Raw genomic sequence first — 18671 nt, 5'->3', positions numbered from 1 at the left:
AGTCCATTGATTGACCGATTTATTTTAAGGTTACTGGTGAAATATGTCAAGTTTCATTGACAAATGGGCGGGCAAAGTCCTTTCTTATCAGGTAGTTTTGTATTGCTCGAAAATTTTCCTGTATTTTTGCAGGGTGAATTTTCGATTTAAAAATGCGGAACAGAAAAACAGTACCATACTCATTTTCTGTTTGCTTTTGTTGCTGTTGATAGGTGGGGGGCTGCTCGGTATTATCCACCATAAAATAGATCGACTGAATAAAAGAATATTGGTAGATTTTGCCGATGAAAACATGTTGCTGGTGAATAAGCAGCTGGAATTGTTACAACAGGAGCTATACACGTCTGAGAAAAGGTTGGTTGATGCCGTACCATCAGGGGATATCCGTCGCGATTCCCTACTTATCCTCGTTCCAGCCAGTCACTTGGACCGTGTCGATAATAAGATGTGGATACTGCTTAAAACGCGTACAATACAACATCGTTTATACCATGTCTATGTCGATATTGAAAAATTAAATGCTTATTTCGCCAATCTCTATTTTGGCAGAAGGGCTTATTTTGAAATATATAGCGATAAAGGGATCTGCATCGTTTCACCTGAAAACCGAAAATGGGGGCGCCCGAAGGATAGTGATATTATTACACAGGGAAAGATCGTCAAGTCGGATTACCTAAAGCTGGATGTGATGGTTACTTCCTACCCCTGTTCCATTATTTTTGTGGGCGGTGAAATTCGGGTAAACGTCTTGTTGTTGACTATTGAGGAGGAAGTCCAGGAGGTGATGACCTATAGTATTTTACTTGGAGTTGGTCTGATGCTTGTTGCAATAGCACTTATCTATTTTAATGTGCTTGAGCGGCGCAAAATTCAGCAACTCAAATTAATGGCTTTGCAGCAGGAAAATGAATATACGCAGATGCGTCTGGTTCAATTGCGGCAACAGATCAATCCACATTTTTTGTTCAATACGTTTGGTTCACTCCAATATCTGATCGGTAAGGATAATGATCTGGCCAAGTCATTCGTTGGCAAGATGACAAAGGTCTATCGTAAAATGCTGCGTACGGACGAGTCGGACTGGTCTTCGCTACAAGAAGAACTGGAACTGGCCAGAGCCTATTTCTTTTTGCAGCAGGTGCGTTTTGGAACAGCGTTGAAGGATATGGAGATCTCCATTCCAATGGATGTGATGGGAGCGAAGCTACCACGGTTGGCTTTGCAGATGCTGGTGGAGAATGCGATCAAACATACACGGATTTCGACGGAAAATCCACTTCAGATCCATATTGTTTATCTATCGGACACCAATATCATCAAAGTAAGTAACAATTGGCAGCCACGACAGGGGACAGAGGTGGAAGGTGAAGGATATGGGCTTAATTACTTGGTATCTATGTATGCCCATTATACGTTGGATGGTTTTGACTTTGGAACAGAAGAAGGACGCTTTTTTGTCAACTTACCCTTGCTAGATCATTAAAATAGCGTAAGGTTAAGTCTGTTAAGCACGTGTTCATAGTTTCGATGCACGTGTTCATACGTTAGAAATACGTACTCGTCCCTTTCGTGGTGATTCTGTACAATATTTTTAACAAATTTGGCTCCTGATCTAGGAATTTAATTGCAAGATTAACCTAATCTTATTCGGATGAAATGATCTTCAGCTCAATAGCGCTTGATAAGAGAGCTATCAGGAGTAGATGATCGCTTCAATGCCATTGAAAAACACACCGGGTGCAACAAATGCATGTATGCTATTGAAAAACAGCACTCAGAAATAATTATTCTAAATGAACAACACTTATACCAAGCTAGCCTTTAGCCTCTTGTTTTCGGCAGGCCTCATGCAATCTTGTTCTGTATTGCAAACTGTAGGTTTACGAAAAAAAGAGACTGTTACCTCTGCGAAAGATTCTACCGCCAAGAAAGATACGACGATTGCCTATGACAAACTGTTTAAAGACGCGCGCGTGGATAGCGGCATGTTTGGTGTGATTCGAAAGGAAAATAATTATTACTTTGAAATTCCATTGAAAAAAATGGGACAGGACATTCTCCTGATTCAAAAATTGTCTTCCGTTCCTTTGGCGTTGAATGAAGCTGGTGTAAATAAGGGAATGAATTATGAAAATAAGGTCATTCGATTTACCCTACGCAAAGAGAAAAAAGAAGTCTGGGTTTCGGAGATTAAACCTCAGGTAGAAGTGCCTAAAGCTGATGCGATTGCCGCATCGGTCTACGATAATTATCGTCCCTCTTACATCGAATCGTTTAAAGTCGAGAGTTATTCAAAAGACTCCAGTGCTGTGGTGATCAAAGTCAATAAAGTGTTTGATGGATCGGAAAAGAGCTTTACGGATGTTTTCACCTCTTTGGGTTTAGGTACTTCTCCTAAAACCAGTATATCGACCATCGAGGAAATTAAATCGTATTCCAATAATATTGTTGTGAAATCGGTCCTGTCAACAAAAGTAACGGAAGGGAATGAATCGGTGCCGGTTTCATTAGAGGTTACAAGTAACCTTTATGAACTACCTGAAACGCCGATGGTGGCGCGTTTTGCGGATCCCCGTATTGGCTTTTTTACATCGCCACGTTGGTACTTTAACGATAAGCAACAGGAACTGGATAAAAAAAATCTGGTTAACCGCTGGCGACTGGAACCGAAAGATGAGGACAAAGCCCGTTACCTGAGAGGTGAATTGGTAGAACCAAAGAAACCTATTGTTTTTTATCTGGATCCGGCCACGCCAAAACAATGGCGACAAGCCATCATCGATGGTGTTCACGACTGGCAGGAAGCCTTTGAGGCGGCAGGTTTTAAGAATGCGATTTTGGCAAAACAGCAACCGGATAGTATCAAATTTGATCCAGATGATGCAAATGTATCTTCTATTGTATACGCTGCGTCAGCGCAGGCCAATGCGATGGGGCCATCTGTAGTGGATCCACGCTCCGGAGAAATTTTGGAGGCGGATGTTATCTGGTGGCATAACGTGATGACGATCCTAAATAGCTGGATGCGGATACAAACAGGTATCGTGGATACTTCGGTGCGATCGAATGTATTCTCGGATGAAAAAATGGCCCATGCCATTCGTTTTGTTTCTTCGCATGAGATTGGACATACCTTGGGTTTGATGCACAATATGGGTTCGTCGGCAAGTTTTCCGGTAGATTCACTTCGTAGTAAAAGCTTTACCGCAAAAATGGGCGGTACGGCTCCATCGATTATGGATTATGCGCGCTTCAACTACGTGGCGCAACCTGAAGATGGTGTTGAACAGATTACACCCGTGATCGGAACTTATGACAAATATGCTATTGGATGGGCTTACCGTTGGTATGGCAAAACACAGCCTTGGGATGAAATACCTTTGTTGCGGAAAGAAATTGATACCCATGTACATGACCCGATATATCATTACGGTGAACAACAAGATTCCAAAAATATTGTGGATCCAAGGGCACAGTCCGAGGATCTTGGTGACGATGCAATGAAAGCCGGTGAATATGGGATGAAAAATTTACGTCGCATGATGCCAAATATCATCAACTGGACCACGAATACGGGGGATGACTATTATCGTGCCGGTAAATTATATATGGGAGTCGTTGGTCAATGGTATGCTTACGCTGACCATGTGCTCAATAATATCGGGGGTATTTATCTTGAAAATGCTGTTTTGGGCGACCAAAAAAATGCATATAGCCCAGTACCCAAAGAGAAACAGGTAGCTGCACTGGAATATTTAAAGAAAAATGTGTTCTATATGCCGGAGTGGTTATTTGTTCCGGAACTGATGGCGAAAACTTTCCCTTTAAGAGATTCACCTATGGGACCGTTTGAATATGCACCTTATAATCTGCAGCGCGAATTTCAGTATGCCATGCTCTACAAATTGGTCAACGATGAGCGTCTATTGCGCATGGTCGAAATGGAAAACCTCTTTGGCGACAAGAAGGCATGGAGTGCTCCTGCATTTTTAGCCTCGGTACGCAAAGAGATCTTCGCAAAAACGGTCAGTGGACAGGCATTGGATCTTAAAACACGCATGTTGCAACAGAATTACGTAGATGTACTGATGGTCTCTACAAATAAGTCCATGGAGAAATTAAATGCCAAGAAATTAGCTGGTGTCGAACAATTGATTGAGGGAACTCAACCTAATCTGTGCTTGCATCCGCATCATGCAGCTTCTGCTCAAACGGGTTTACGTAATGTGCATGTCACTGGAATGATCCGCACATCGGATATGCTGACCTATAAACGTGCTGAACTATATGAGATTTACCAATTGTTGAAACAGAAACAACGGACAGGAGATGCCACAACAAAGGCACATTATATGGATCTGCAATTGCGTATTGCAAATACACTGGAATTGAACTAATATATTAACATCTATTATATCAACATCTACCAAAATGAATAAGTTTTTAATACCGCTGACCTTTATGTGTGTGCAAATGGCGCATGCACAGGAATCCAAGGAGCTGAAAGGAAAGGTACTGGATGCGGTCACATTAAAGCCAGTCGTGGGGGCGACGGTTGTTGTCGAAAGTTCGGCAGTAGCGGAAGACATTGGCGTACCCAATCAGGTACAACAATCTGCATTGGGATCATTGACTGACGCTTCGGGCGAATTTCGCCTAAAAGTTCCGGGAAACTTAAAATACGTCACCATTAGTTATGTGGGATACCAACGTATTCAGGTTCCAGTATTTCAGGATCACAGAACGATTTTGCTACAACCGAGTGGTGAATCACTGGATGAAGTAATCGTAACAGGGTATACCGACATCAAAAAACGTAAAAATACAACAGCATATAATAAAATCAATGTAGCTGATATCAAGCAGACAGGCGTTGCATCTATTGATGAAATGCTTGCTGGTCAGGTAGCTGGTTTACAGTTGAGCAATTTTAATGGTGGTCCAAATAGTGCACCACAGATCCGCATCCGCGGTACGGTATCACTCAATGGTACACAGGATCCATTGTGGGTTATTGATGGACTACCCATAGAAGGGACAGAATTGCCAAACCGGATTGATAAGGATAACCTGAATAGTCTGAATAATCTTCCGATCGCAGGAATCAATCCCGATGATATTGCAGATATCACCGTATTAAAAGATGCGGCAGCAACTTCGATTTATGGTGCACGTGCTGCTAACGGCGTTATTGTGATCACAACAAAAAGAGGTAAATCCGGTCCGGCGAAATTGCAGGTCTCAGCGAATACCTTTGTGACCGAACGCCCTGACTTTGGTAAACTCAACTTGATGAACGCCAACGAGAAGGTGGATTTTGAGCTATTGATGGCTAACCGTACCGACTTGAATTACCGTACAGGTAAGGGGGCAGTTATGCGTATCCTGGATAACGCAGATGCATTGGATGCTTATCGCTCCGGTGGATTAGCCGCTTTATCTCCGGATGTGCAGCAATCCATCAATCAATTGCGCCTTCAGCAAACAGATTGGGGAAAAGAGTTGTACCGTCAGGCATTAAACCAGCAGTATTCAGCCTCGATCTCTGGCGGTAATGACGCGCATCGTTATTATCTGTCCAGCGGCTTTTATGATGAAAAAGGAGCAACTAAAGGAGCAGATCTACGTCGTTATTCATTGACATTAAACAATGATTTCAATATCAACGATCGATTTAAAGCGGGAATTAATCTACTAGGGTCGATTTCAAACAGACGAAACCCGATCCAGGATGACGATGCATTTACCAATCCGAGTAATTATATGCGTTTGGTTAATCCATATTTGACTGTACGCGATCAATCTGGGAAGTATAGCTACGATCCGGATATCGAAGGCTATGAAAAAGATACTTACATTCCTTTCAATGCAATAGAGGAGCGGGAAAATACCAAATATGCATTGACAAATAAGGCATTGAAAGCGATTGGTTACCTGGAATATACCATTATACCGCAATTGTCTTTACGTACCGAATTTGGCTTGCAGTTTGATGAAAATAGTATGGAACGATTTGCCGATCAGGAAAGTTACAACACCCGTAAATTGCGTGCTGCAACAAGGTATTACGATTCCGCGAGTAAAACGTTTAAATATTTTTTACCTACGGGCGGTAAAATTGAAAATAACCATAATAGCATTTTTCAATACAACTGGAAAACTTACTTAAAATACAACAAAACCTGGAATGAAAAGCATGAGCTGGAACTCATGGGCGGAACAGAACTGAGACGGAGTAAGAATACAATGGTTTCATCCAAAGGTTTTGGGTATAACCCATCAACTTTGACCACACAGAATATTGTTTTTCCGAATAGCAACTATCAGGATGATCAACGATTTAATCCCTATAAAAAAGGGTTTATAGAGAATTCATATGCGTCTTTTTATGGAAATGCGACTTATACCTTTGACCGCAAATATAATGTCTATGGTAGCATTCGTTATGATGGTTCCAATATGTTTGGGGTAGATCCGCAATATCGTTTTCTGCCGATCTGGTCATTGTCTGGATCATGGAATGTGTTGGAAGAAGAATTCATCAAAGGCAAGACGGCTTTATCTGATCTCCGTGTCCGTGCTTCCTATGGTATTCAGGGAAATGTGGATCGCAATACCTATCCGTTTATTGTTGGAAACTATGACAATTCAACGATACTACCTGGATATCCAGAAGGAACAGTAGTGGTAGGTATGCCTGCCAATGACAAATTACGTTGGGAACGTACACAATCTTATAACGCTGGAATTGATTTGGGGCTTTGGAAAAATAGGCTGAATATTACAGTTGATTATTACAATAGAACAAGTAAAGACCTGATTGCAAATAGTGCTTTACCTATGGAAAATGGTTTCCAGGATGTCCAGGTAAACTGGGCTTCGGCAAGAAATCAGGGGGTGGAATTGACTATATCAAGCCGTCAGATTCAGACCGAAAAATTCTCCTGGTCAACGGATTTTAACATCGCCCACAATAATAATAAATTATTGAAGGTCATGAATAATCCCAAAGCTTATGCACCAGAGACACAAGAGGGGCGTCCGATCAATGGTATGTATGTACTGGAAACAGCTGGATTGGATAAAGACGGTGTTATGCAGTTCAGAAATCAGGATGGCTCTGTTTCGAGCGTTGAAGAGTTTTACGGATTATATGATCCTTGGGCAGATTTCTTACCAGGATATACCTCCCAGACGAGCATGACTGCAGCAGATTACCGTGCTAAATTCAAATACAAAGGCAGCAAGGATCCGAAATTTGTAGGTGGTATGACCAACCGTTTTCGTTATGCTAATTTTGACCTGGCGATTTCAGCGGTCTTCAACCTAGAGCGTTGGGTAAGCCGCACACCGACTTACAATCCGGCTAAAGTTGATCGCGGGCAAAATTATACGAAGGATCTCCTGATGGCTCTACAGGGTAAGACAGCCTTGCCAGCATTGGGAAGTATCAGTTCGGAACTAAATGAGCGTTGGATGGCCTATGGTTGGATGGAAAGCAATGATCCGATCAATTCATTTAATCAGTATGATATCTGGGCCAAGAAAATGAGTTATGTCCGTATCAATAGTATCCGTCTAGGGTATACGTTGCCAGCGGCCATGAGCAAGAAGATCGGAGCAAACAATTTGCGTGTGAATGTAGAAGGGCGCAATCTATTTGTTTTCGGAGCAAATTATGAGGGATATTTTGACCCAGAAACCTACGGTAATTATTATGCGCAACCGATCAGCAAATCTTTTGCTTTTGGTCTTTCGGCAAGTTTTTAATTCTTTTAATTGATTATAAAATGAAGAAGATAGTTTATTTTGGAATGATCATGACAGCTAGTGTATTGACTTCCTGCAATAAATACTTAGATATACAACCGGTGGGGACTGTCATTCCCACCTCAGAAAGTGATTTTAGAGGCTTGATGACAAGTGGCTACACTAGTTTTCCAGCACATAAATCGTATCTGTCTTTACGTACAGACGAACTGCTTTTGGATGAAAGCTCTACAGATGCTGCCCGAACCAAAGATATTTATCTCTGGAACGATCAAAATCCCGATCCGGCAACCACTGCTTATCCGTATCTGGCCTTCTATAAGAGTATTTTCTATAGTAACCAGATCATCAGTACGATTGACGAAAAATTGACCAGTAACGCTAACGTCGATCAGATCAAAGGTGAGGCTTACCTGATGCGTGCCTATGCTCATTTTGAATTACTGAATTGCTATAGTGAGGTCTATTCACCAAGCAATGTAGGTTTGCGTGGAGTTCCGCTGTCGACCAAAATCGATCTGGAACAACGTTTTGTGCCGGCAACCATAGGCGACTCGTATACGCAGGTGCTATCAGATATGGAGAAGGGGACAGCATTGCTTACGGTAGACGATCAGGCCAAAGGCGCAAATTACCGCTTTAGCAAGCGTGGGGCATATGCGATGGCATCACGTCTTCATTTGTATCGCGGGGAATGGAAAGAGGCAATTGAAACAGCTGAAAAAGCATTGACTATAAATAGTAGATTGGTCGATCTAAACGCTATTGGAAGTAAGCTGCCGAACGATTTTGAGTCGGAAGAGATGATTATGGCGTTGGAGAAAGTATCTATTCCAGAAGTTCGTTCGAGTTCATTTATTTCGCCTTCTTTATTGTCGTCCTACTCAGAAGGTGATTTGAGAAAGGGACGTTACTTCCAAAAAAGAGGTGGTGACTATGTTTCCCTTAAAGGTGGAGAAAATCGTTTTAATGTTAGTTTTAGAAATGCTGAACTTTATTTGACGATCGCCGAATGCAATGTGCGTTTGGGAAATACGGCGGAAGCGCTAAAATATTTGTCCGCATTGAAGAAAAACAGATTTACGGTCGATGCTTACGCCAAAGAAACAAAAGCTGATGCGACCTTGTCCAAAGAACAATTGCTGGATGCGGTATTACTTGAACGTAAACTTGAATTAGCTCTTGAAGGTTTGCGTTGGTACGATTTAAAACGTACAACAAGGCCTACAATAACACATGCGAGTTTTGGTAGAACGGTGACCTTGCAGCAAAACGATCCGCGTTATGTGATCCGTTATCCACAGGAAGCGATCAATAATAATCCAGATCTATTAAAATAAGGTCAATTTTTTTTAATCCTTTATATATTAATCCATTTTCTTTCTTAGGAAATGGATTTTTTATTACATTCAACCCATGGGATGGAATATATTGATTGTCGAAGACGAAGACTGGGCTTTTGTAGGCTTAAAGGAGATGTTGACAGACCTTTATGGGGATGGCACATTGACCTTTACCAATGCAAAGGAGATTCAGGAAGCGGTGAATACTATCAATAAGCATCATTTTGACCTGATCTTTATGGATATCCATCTGATGGATGGACTGAGTTTTGAAATATTTAAGCAGGTATCGATTGATGTGCCGCTTATTTTTACAACAGCCTATGAACAATATGCATTGGAGGCTTTTCAAAATCAAGGTTATGCCTATCTATTAAAACCTTTCGATGTGGAAGAGCTCGCGCAGACAATGAAACGTCTTGAGCCGCTGTTACCCAAAGCTGAGTTGCGTCTAAAGCAACGCTTTTTGGTGAAGTATGGCAACTTTTTAAAGTCCCTGGCGATTGCCGATATTGCCTACTTTATGGCAGAAGATAAAGAACTATATGCGGTGGAAAAAGAGTCTGGTGTAGCCTATATTATTGAAGATAGTCTAGTCCACTTGGTGACTCAGGTAGATCCATTCGTTTTTTTTCAAATTAATAGAAAATTTCTTATTCGTATTGATTCTATTCAGTCTATGTTAAAAATAAGTCGGAATAGAATTAAATTGGAACTAATTCCCCAAACTCCAAATGGAATTGAAGTGATTGTTAGCGAAGAGCGTTCCCCAAATTTTCAGCGCTGGCTAGATCAATAATAATTTGTTAGCTTGCTTACTATCAACTTGTTGTCCTGAGTGGTATCTGTAATTATTTGATTTTCAATTATTTATTTTTTTATAAAAAATGTATAGTAAATTAGTATAGATTGTATTATATTTGCGATCTGATAAAATCTATCAATTTAGTAGATTTTTAAATACACTATGTTTTGCCACATTTTTTGGTGATATAATTACATTGAATTTATTTATTTTCTATATATTTATTATACTTAACTCATTTATTAAATATCCTTAATATGCACTCAACATTCAAATACATTCCTATTGTAGCGGTAGCATTGTCTAGTGCCAGTATGAATAAATTGTATGCACAGCAACGTTCCATCCAGGGGAAAGTTACTGATGCGACCACCGGCCAGTCGCTAGCTGGCGTAAGTGTACGTATATCAGATCAGAATAAGGTGACACTAACTGATGCTAAAGGTGAGTTTACGATTAGCGCTTTGGGCAAGGATGCTCCTCTTTTGGATTTTTCATTTATAGGCTACGAATCACAACAACTGAGAGCCACCGGAGGTACTATCTCTTTGGCTTTGAAGCCATCGAGCACAGATTTGGAAGAAGTCGTTGTGGTGGCTTATGGTACATCTAAAAGATCTAATATTACTGGTTCAGTTAGTACCGTGAGCAGTAAAGCGATCGAGAACAGACAGGTTTCTAATATCACAAAAGCATTAGAAGGTCAGGTTCCGGGATTACAGTCGGTCGCTTCTTCAGGCCAACCTGGTACCGAGGCGACTATCCGGATCAGAGGGATTGGATCTATCAATGCCTCCAGTGCACCTTTGATCGTATTGGATGGCAACCCTTATGCCGGTGACATCAATTCCATTAATCCGAACGATATACAGTCGATCTCGGTATTAAAGGACGCTGCTTCCAGCGCACTTTACGGTTCTAGGGGGGCTAACGGGGTAATTATTATTACGACCAAATCAGGTATCGCCTCTGATAATACAAAAATTAATTTGAATTTTACTCAAGGTTATTCAACCCGGGCAGTTCGCGATTATGATCAGGTGTCGACCGATGAGTATTTTCAACTCTATTGGGAAGCTCTAAGAAATAAAAATCTGTCCAATGGATTATCTGCGGCTCAATCAGCGACAAATGCAAGTAAAACATTGTTGACAGATCTTAATATCAATCCTTATGGTGGTCAGTTTCCACAGCCCGTAGGACAAGATGGTAAACTTGTTGCGGGAGCAAAAACCCTTTGGGATGATCCCTGGACAGATGTATTACAGCGTACCGGTGTGCGTACACAGGCCGACCTTGGATTTAGTGGGGGTGGGGCAAAAAGTACCTATTACATTTCGGGAGGATATCTTAACGATCAAGGGGTCGCAATAGAATCGGGATTTAAACGCTATAACTTAAGAGCTAATATTGATAGTAAGGTTAAATCTTGGTTGAATGCAGGGGTGAATATCGGTGGTAGCAGCACGCAGCAGAAATACCCTCAATCCGAGGATAGCAATACGGCTAATATCATCAACTTTACGAGACTGGTTCCATCTTTTTATCCGTATTATGAACGAAATCCGGATGGATCTTTTGTGCTCGATGCCAACGGAAATAAAGTGTATGATTTTGGGGAGTACAGACCAAGTGGCGCAACACCGCGAAATAATTTGGCAGCTTCTTTACCACTGGATAAAAATGATATTCGTCGGGAGAATCTTTCTGCACGGGCTTATTTGGAAGCATTATTTACCAAAAATTTAAAATTAAAATCGACCTACAGTGTTGATTATACCAATGGGAATACACATGATTATACCAATCCAGTCCTGGGAGATGGTGTGAATACTGGAGGTTATGTATATCGCTCAAATGTGCGTACTGTTGCACAGACCTGGAACAATTTATTGACTTACGAAAAACAGTTTGGTTTGCACTATCTTAATGTATTGGCTGGCCAGGAGTATTATGCTTTCAATAGCAGTAATATTAGTGGAAGTAGGGAGCGCTTTGTGATGCCTGATCTTTTTGAACCAGTGGCTGCGTCACAATTAAATGATTTTACTGGATCCAGTGTTGATTATAGATTATTGAGTTTTTTAGGGCGAGTAGAATATAACTACGATAACAAGTATTATCTATCTGGATCCTTAAGAACTGACGGATCTTCTCGATTCGCCCCTGATACCCGTTGGGGTACTTTTTGGTCCTTGGGTGGTTCATGGAAATTAAAGCAGGAGAACTTTTTGAAAGATAATTCCACGATTAATCAGTTGACTGTGAGGGCGAGCTATGGCGGGCAGGGAAATGATAATCTCGGAACGTATTATGCCTACAAAGGGCTATATACTATTGCTAACAGTTTGGGCAGAGGGGGAACCTATACGGGGAGATTGGCTACTCCGGATTTAAAGTGGGAATCGAATCTCAATCTCAATGTAGGTTTTGACGTGTCTGCATTTGACAACAGGGTATCGTTAACTGTTGAGTATTTTAACCGAAGGAGTAAAGATCTACTGTTCACAATGCCAATGGCATATTCAACAGGGTATACCGGCTATGATGCAAATATTGGCGCTTTGAAAAATACGGGTATCGATGTTGATATCCATACAATTCCTGTTCAGAATGAAAACTTTAGATGGAATCTGGATGTTAATTTTTCGCATTTCAAAAATAAGATCACGGCGCTGCCAAATAACAATAAATCAATTCCAACAGGAAATAAACTCCTGCGTGTAGGTGGTAGTATTTATGACTTCTACTTGCCAGAATGGGCTGGTGTAAATCCTGAAAATGGATTACCTCAATGGTATACAGCTGATAAAGATGGTTATAAGACAGGCGAAAAAACTTCGGAATATGGAAAAGCAGGCAATTTTATAGCAGGTAGCTCGCTTCCAGATTTGGTCGGCGGGATTCAGAATAGCTTTACCTATAGAAATTTTGATCTATCAGCCTTGTTGAGTTTCAGCCTTGGCGGTCAAATATTGGATAATGATTATATTCAGATTATGCACAATGGAAGTAATCCGGGACGTGCTTGGTCAAAGGAAATACTTGAACACTGGACACCAGAGAATACGCAAACTGATGTACCTAAATTGACGACGGATAATCTGAACTGGACTTCATCATCGACACGTTTTTTATACAGTGGTACCTATGCGCGTCTTAAAAATGTCAGTCTGGGATATAGTCTCTCACCAGTGCTAATTAAAAGAATTGGGATAGAAAAGCTCCGCGTTTTTGCGACTGCTGAAAACCTACTGACATTTTATGGTCATCAAGGAATGGACCCTGAACAAACGGTGAATGGAGCTACTTATTTCCGTTATCCAGCGATGCGGACAATTTCTGGTGGCGTTCAGTTTGTTTTTTAATGATGTGTTGTTAAGCTAAAAAATTAAATGAAAATCATGAAACTAAAAATTACATCTATACTTATAGCCTTATCCTTGGCCAATACATCGTGTAAGGATATTCTAGAGACCAGTCCGACTACGTCTGTATCAGAAGAAGAGGTCTTTAAAAATACGGACAATGTCGCAACGGTTATAAATGGTACTTGGAAATATTTGAATGATACCTATTTTACCTATGCTAACCCAGGGTATACAGCGGTAATGCGCACGAGTGATGCCATGGGAAGTGATGTAGCTGTAACGACCAAATATGGCTATCGGGATGCTTATGCATTTACCGAATTAACAAATAATCGGTCCAACCGCGTTAATTCTTTTTGGATCATGTTGTATAAAGTGATTGACAATATGAATAATGTTATCGCAAAAGTGGACAATGCCGCGGGTTCTGTTGAGGCTAAAAATATTTTGAAAGGAAGGGCAAAGGCATTGCGTGCATTTTCTTATCTCAATTTGGCCTCTTTTTATCAGTTTAGCTATTTAAAGGACAAAGGTGCTAAATCGGTTCCAATTTATACAGAACCGAGTACGGCGGCAACACAGGGCCACCCCAGAGCAACCTTGGAAGAAGTGTATAAATTGATATTGAATGATCTTCAGGATAGTGAAAAGCTGTTGGCAACTGTTGTGAGAGATGTCAAATATGATATCAACATTGATGTCGTTAATGGCTTACTGGCGCGTGCTTATCTGCAAACTGGACAATGGAAACTGGCAGCGGAATATGCTGCAAAAGCTGCTAAAAACTATGAATTGATGAGTGCGTCAGATTATCAAACTGGTTTTAATGATTTAGGAAATAAAGAGTGGATTTGGGGACATATGCAAACGAATGAGCAGAGCGTCGCAAGTTACACCTTCCACTACCTGGATGTGTCATCTGCAGGATCTTATTACTATAGTTTTATGGCTGACCCTTATTTTAAAAACTTATTCGACACGAATGATGTTCGTTATACTTTGTTTGAATGGGACAATTTACCTGGTAGAGAGGGATTTCTGCGCTATAAGAAATTTAAATTTAAATCTAATTTAATTGGTGATATTGTATATATGCGGTCAGCCGAGATGGTTTTGATTGAAGCTGAAGGCTATGCGAGAGCAGGAGAAAAAGATAAGGCAATAGCGGTATTGAATAAATTGCGTACAGCCAGAAACGCGAAATTATTTACTGGAAATGATGTTGATCAATTAATTGCAGAAATTCTTATTGAAAGACGCAAGGAGCTATGGGGAGAAGGATTTGCATTATCTGATATTCTTCGTACTCAGGGTAAGGTGACCCGGAAGTCGTATGTTGACGACGATGGAAAACCTATCCAAGTAGAGATTGTCGGGGCTGATGGTAAACCTAAATTGGTTAATGGTCAAGGTCATCGTGTTATTAAATTTCCTGACGGATCGACTTTTGTCCAAAACAGCTCCTATTACTTATTTTCTATCCCTTACGAAGAGACTTTAAGAAATCCAAATCTCTAGTCGTTATTCTTTTGGTTTTTTATTACTCAAAGAAAGCTAGTATGTTTATTTACTGGCTTTCTTTTTCTGAATAGTAACAAATTAGACTTATAGGTGGGAATGAATGTTGTACTTTTCCACATTATGTTAATAACTGTGTTGAAAAGCTGTTTAAAAGAAAAGATACTGTTATTAACAGTACTTATTAACATTATGTTGATAACCCTTCTTTTTCTTTGCCTTCTTGCTTTTGTTCAGCCAGATAATATACCCTGTGATTGGCAGGGAAGCACAAAAAAGACTGGCGATAAAAGCAATAATCTTTGTTCCCAAGCCTCCGATACTACCGGTGTGGATGTCATAATTGAGCGATCCAAGTTTATCTCCGAACCGCAAGTTGTCACCGCTTTTGATTTGTTTTAAACTGGCCTCTTTTCTGTCAAAATATAACCAGTTAAAGACACCGCTTCGTTTTTCATACCTTCTGATTTGAATATCGACTTCTTGCTCTGTTTCTTTTTTCAACCGGATGGAAAGCATTTCGGCCTGCGGATAATTTTTGAGACTATAGTGCAGTGCATTGTCCTGAAATTTTTCGTAAGCTAAGGGGATTGGTGTCGGGACAGCTAGCGTTTTAGATGTCGCTTCCTGTTGAAAAAGATTAAATGTAGCGATATAGGTCTTTTTGAATCCCGGAAATGCGAATGCCAAACCTGTAATAGCAAAAGCCATTGCAATAAAAAGGCTATAGAAGCCAATCACATTGTGCAGATCGTGATTTAACCGTTTCCATTTAACTTTTGTGTCTACCCAAAAGCTCCTGCGGAGATTTTTTCCCTTCCATTTTTTCGGCCACCACAATACGATCCCGCTCAATAGAATGACAATAAATAGCGCTGTAGACCAACTGACTAAAGCATGACCATATTTTTTTCCCAGCAACAAATTGAGATGGAGTTGTAATACCAATTGAAAAAACTCTGTCTTTGTGTTTTCAACTTGTTGCACCTTACCCGTATAAGGATTAATGAACACCCTTTTATAATAGCGAAAGTAATTCCAATGGCCAAAGGCTGTTTCATCTGTTTTCATGGCACGAAATACCCAGGTTCGATCTTTAGCCGGATAGAGGTCTATACGGGAGATTTTCTGCCCCTCGTCCAGACTATGCTGCGCATTGTGCAGTAAGGTGCTTAATGGGAGTGGATCTGAGGAGCTGTCAACAAGGGGTATAAAATACTTTTCGGGATAAGCCCATAGTTTGAGCTCATCCTGAAAGGTATATATACATCCCGTTATACTTAAAATGAATACAATAATGCCGGTGATTATCCCGAGCCATTTATGCAGCCAAAGTATGCTCGACTTGATCATCTAAAATTTGTAATTGATATTAAAGGAAGCCATCATTCCCTGACCTCTTACATATTCCTCATTTAGCGCACGGTATTGACTTACAACTGGGTAGTAGTTCTTATTTAAAAGATTTTCAACGCCTAGTCCCAATGACCATTGTTTGTTAATCTGATAATTACCATTTAAGTTAAAAAGATCTACTGGTTTAACCGGCCCCTCGCTGTTTTTATATACACCTTTGTCGTTAGGCAGGAATCTGTCACGAGCCCCGGTATGTACCCAGAATAATTGAAAGGTCAATGGTTTGATCGGGGTATAATAGATATATCCCGTCGCTTTGATCGGAGCGATACGTGAGCCATTGAGGTAGGATTTCGTGCCGTCTTCTTTTTTCGATTTCCCCTCAACATACGCATACGTTCCACCCACAGTCAGTTGCGGGCTGATGGTTGCACTTAGGGCTACTTCATATCCATAGACATCCTCGGGAAGTCGTTGTGGCATCAGATAACCGCCAATGTCTACAAGTTCCACACCCATTTTTGAAGTACTATAATAGTAGGAAGCAGATAATTGGAAAATACTGTAGTTGCTGGAAAACCCGATTTCATAGTTATTGGTAATGATGGGATCTGTTTTTAGACTATCTAGGTCGTTGTCGGTTGCCCTGCGGACAATGCGGCCAAGTTCATTGATGGCAAAACCCTGTGAAAAGCTTATGAAAGGGTTAAAGAATGAATATTTATTATAACGGAGGCCGGCATTGAATGTAGCTCCTTTATACGGTATTTCGCCGCCTTTAACAGCGATGCTACCCGCATTGTCCGGGCCCGTAGCAATGGTGTTGAAATCTTTTATTTTGACGGTTGCATTTTCATAACGGACCCCACCTTTGAAAATTAGATTTTCTAGGAAATCAATCTTTACTTGTGCATAAGGTGCCACGTTGAGCATATTCATATAAGGAATATAGACTCTACCATCCGTTAGGTTTTGATCAGTGACATCATTCAGGAGATCAATTCCGTAAGTGACATCCGCCTTAGAACCAAATACTTGAAAAGGCGTGTTGAGATTGATACGCAATCCTTTTTTCTCGGAGTTGATCTGTGTTTGACCAGGACCATACCATGCCGATGCTTTTTCGACATAACGATTCATGGATCGAAAGGTGTTATAATAAGCCGATGCAACGAGAGAAGTGGAGGCAAAAAGATTATTTTTCGTATAAGTCAGCATCGCATTGTGGTTGTAAGGCGTGCCGGCAGGTTTGCCAGGATCATCTCCTTTTACACCGATAGTCGGGGATTGTCCATAGACACCCGTTTGGCTGATGTATCTGTTGTGCTGATTGCTTCGATAAAAATTATATACAGCGGATAGATTGGAACTGTTATCGATGGTGTAGCCAAGTTTGAGGAATGCATTGTATTGATAGGTATTTGAAAGACCATCAGTCTGACCGAGGGCTGTTCCATCACCATCGCGCTGAAGACCCACATAATCCGCCGATCCGCTGACGGTGTAATCCCAGCTGTTTTTTCGGCCATATAATGTTTGGGCGGCACGATAGCCCAACGTTCCGCCACTGTTTATAGGATTGAAGGTTGTTCTCAGGCTGGTAATTCCTTGGATAGGAGCTGAATCTTTTGCTGGATTGCGCGTGATGTAGTTGATAATCCCGCCAGCTGAGCCATTTCCATAGATGGAGGTTGCTCCTTTAATAACTTCCACGCGTTCAATAACACTGGGATCGATCGTGCGTAGATCGCGCTGTCCATTCATTAATGGTGTGGATTGCGGGATCCCATCTATTAAAACCAGTACAGATCGCCCGCGTAAAGTCTGACCTGAATTGGTTGCTTTGTTGGTAGCCGTACCCAAACCTGGAATTGTATTGCCAAGTATCGTTGAAAGATTGGTGCTGATCTGGCTCTGTGCTTCGATCTCTTTTGTTGTTAAAATGGATACCGAAGAAGGCACTGTAGAGATACTTTCGGCTTTACGACCGGCGGTAACAATAATCTCGTCTAAAGTCTGTGTTGCATTTAACTGAAATAGGATAGGACCACTGACCGTATCTAAACTCACTGTTTTTTCAAGGGCTGAGTAACCAGTATAGGAAACTCGAAATTGAAGTGGGCTATTCGACGGTACTTTAGCGAGATGAAATTGCCCCTGCTGATTAGAGTAACCAATGTTTTTCCCATTGAGCTTGATATTGGCTTGAGCCACTGGTTGATTTTCTGTATTTTTAACAAGGAGAGATAACTCTTGTGCATGTAACTGAGTCCCGAGAAGGACAAGGCTTCCTGCTGCGAACATCATATATCGTGTTCTATTCTTCATGGTAGTTTATTTAGATCAAATATAAATTGATGCAAATATAGAATATTTAATTTTTCTTCATCTAAAAAACTGCTATTTTTTTCGCTTAATATGCTCATCTAGCGGCTGTCTCATTCAAAAAATTACCAACGATAAATAGGAATACAATTTGGAGGGGCTTTCTTGATCACCAGGAATATT

9 protein-coding genes are annotated in these 18671 nt (G+C 40.8%); 7 read left to right on the top strand and 2 right to left on the bottom strand.

The annotated features are described in order from the left end of the window. The first annotated feature begins 43 nt into the window (after window positions 1–43). The 7 genes from LC454_RS06215 to LC454_RS06185 all read left to right on the top strand — a co-directional run bounded on the left by LC454_RS06215 (window position 44) and on the right by LC454_RS06185 (window position 14807). Complete coding sequence (locus LC454_RS06215; protein ID WP_223580687.1) at window positions 44–1483, top strand: sensor histidine kinase; 1440 nt, start codon at window positions 44–46, stop codon at window positions 1481–1483. Between the two features lie 310 nt (window positions 1484–1793). Next, complete coding sequence (locus LC454_RS06210; RefSeq protein ID WP_223580685.1) at window positions 1794–4397, top strand: zinc-dependent metalloprotease; 2604 nt, start codon at window positions 1794–1796, stop codon at window positions 4395–4397. Window positions 4398–4431: 34 nt separating this feature from the next. Then, window positions 4432–7770, top strand: coding sequence for a SusC/RagA family TonB-linked outer membrane protein (locus LC454_RS06205; RefSeq protein ID WP_223580683.1), 3339 nt, complete (start codon window positions 4432–4434; stop codon window positions 7768–7770). Window positions 7771–7790: 20 nt separating this feature from the next. Next, a complete protein-coding gene (locus tag LC454_RS06200) occupies window positions 7791–9110 on the top strand; it encodes a RagB/SusD family nutrient uptake outer membrane protein (RefSeq protein ID WP_223580681.1) in 1320 nt (439 codons plus the stop codon). A gap of 76 nt (window positions 9111–9186) precedes the next feature. After that, window positions 9187–9912, top strand: coding sequence for a LytR/AlgR family response regulator transcription factor (locus LC454_RS06195; RefSeq protein WP_223580679.1), 726 nt, complete (start codon window positions 9187–9189; stop codon window positions 9910–9912). 263 nt (window positions 9913–10175) lie between these two features. Continuing rightward, window positions 10176–13286, top strand: coding sequence for a SusC/RagA family TonB-linked outer membrane protein (locus tag LC454_RS06190; RefSeq protein WP_223580676.1), 3111 nt, complete (start codon window positions 10176–10178; stop codon window positions 13284–13286). 36 nt (window positions 13287–13322) lie between these two features. Continuing rightward, entirely contained in the window at window positions 13323–14807 is a 1485-nt protein-coding gene (locus tag LC454_RS06185) for a RagB/SusD family nutrient uptake outer membrane protein (protein ID WP_223580674.1), read from the top strand. 171 nt (window positions 14808–14978) lie between these two features. On the opposite strand, the gene LC454_RS06180 is transcribed toward LC454_RS06185, so the two are convergent. Then, window positions 14979–16160, bottom strand: a complete 1182-nt coding sequence (locus LC454_RS06180; RefSeq protein ID WP_223580672.1) for a PepSY-associated TM helix domain-containing protein — start codon at window positions 16158–16160, stop codon at window positions 14979–14981. Further along, window positions 16161–18491: a TonB-dependent receptor gene (locus LC454_RS06175; RefSeq protein WP_223580670.1), complete on the bottom strand. Its 2331-nt coding sequence runs from the start codon at window positions 18489–18491 to the stop codon at window positions 16161–16163. Window positions 18492–18671 lie beyond the last annotated feature (180 nt).

Origin of the sequence: Sphingobacterium sp. GVS05A (assembly GCF_019969845.1) — a bacterium.
Lineage (GTDB): Bacteria > Bacteroidota > Bacteroidia > Sphingobacteriales > Sphingobacteriaceae > Sphingobacterium.
This window is presented reverse-complemented; position numbering and strand designations above follow the sequence as displayed.

Excerpts from the sequence above, each read along its gene's own strand:
- LC454_RS06215 (WP_223580687.1), top strand. The coding sequence starts at position 44 with ATGTCAAGTTTCATTGACAAATGGGCGGGCAAAGTCCTTTCTTATCAG.
- LC454_RS06210 (WP_223580685.1), top strand. The coding sequence starts at position 1,794 with ATGAACAACACTTATACCAAGCTAGCCTTTAGCCTCTTGTTTTCGGCA.
- LC454_RS06205 (WP_223580683.1), top strand. The coding sequence starts at position 4,432 with ATGAATAAGTTTTTAATACCGCTGACCTTTATGTGTGTGCAAATGGCG.
- LC454_RS06200 (WP_223580681.1), top strand. The coding sequence starts at position 7,791 with ATGAAGAAGATAGTTTATTTTGGAATGATCATGACAGCTAGTGTATTG.
- LC454_RS06195 (WP_223580679.1), top strand. The coding sequence starts at position 9,187 with ATGGGATGGAATATATTGATTGTCGAAGACGAAGACTGGGCTTTTGTA.
- LC454_RS06190 (WP_223580676.1), top strand. The coding sequence starts at position 10,176 with ATGCACTCAACATTCAAATACATTCCTATTGTAGCGGTAGCATTGTCT.
- LC454_RS06185 (WP_223580674.1), top strand. The coding sequence starts at position 13,323 with ATGAAACTAAAAATTACATCTATACTTATAGCCTTATCCTTGGCCAAT.
- LC454_RS06180 (WP_223580672.1), bottom strand. The coding sequence starts at position 16,160 with ATGATCAAGTCGAGCATACTTTGGCTGCATAAATGGCTCGGGATAATC.
- LC454_RS06175 (WP_223580670.1), bottom strand. The coding sequence starts at position 18,491 with ATGAAGAATAGAACACGATATATGATGTTCGCAGCAGGAAGCCTTGTC.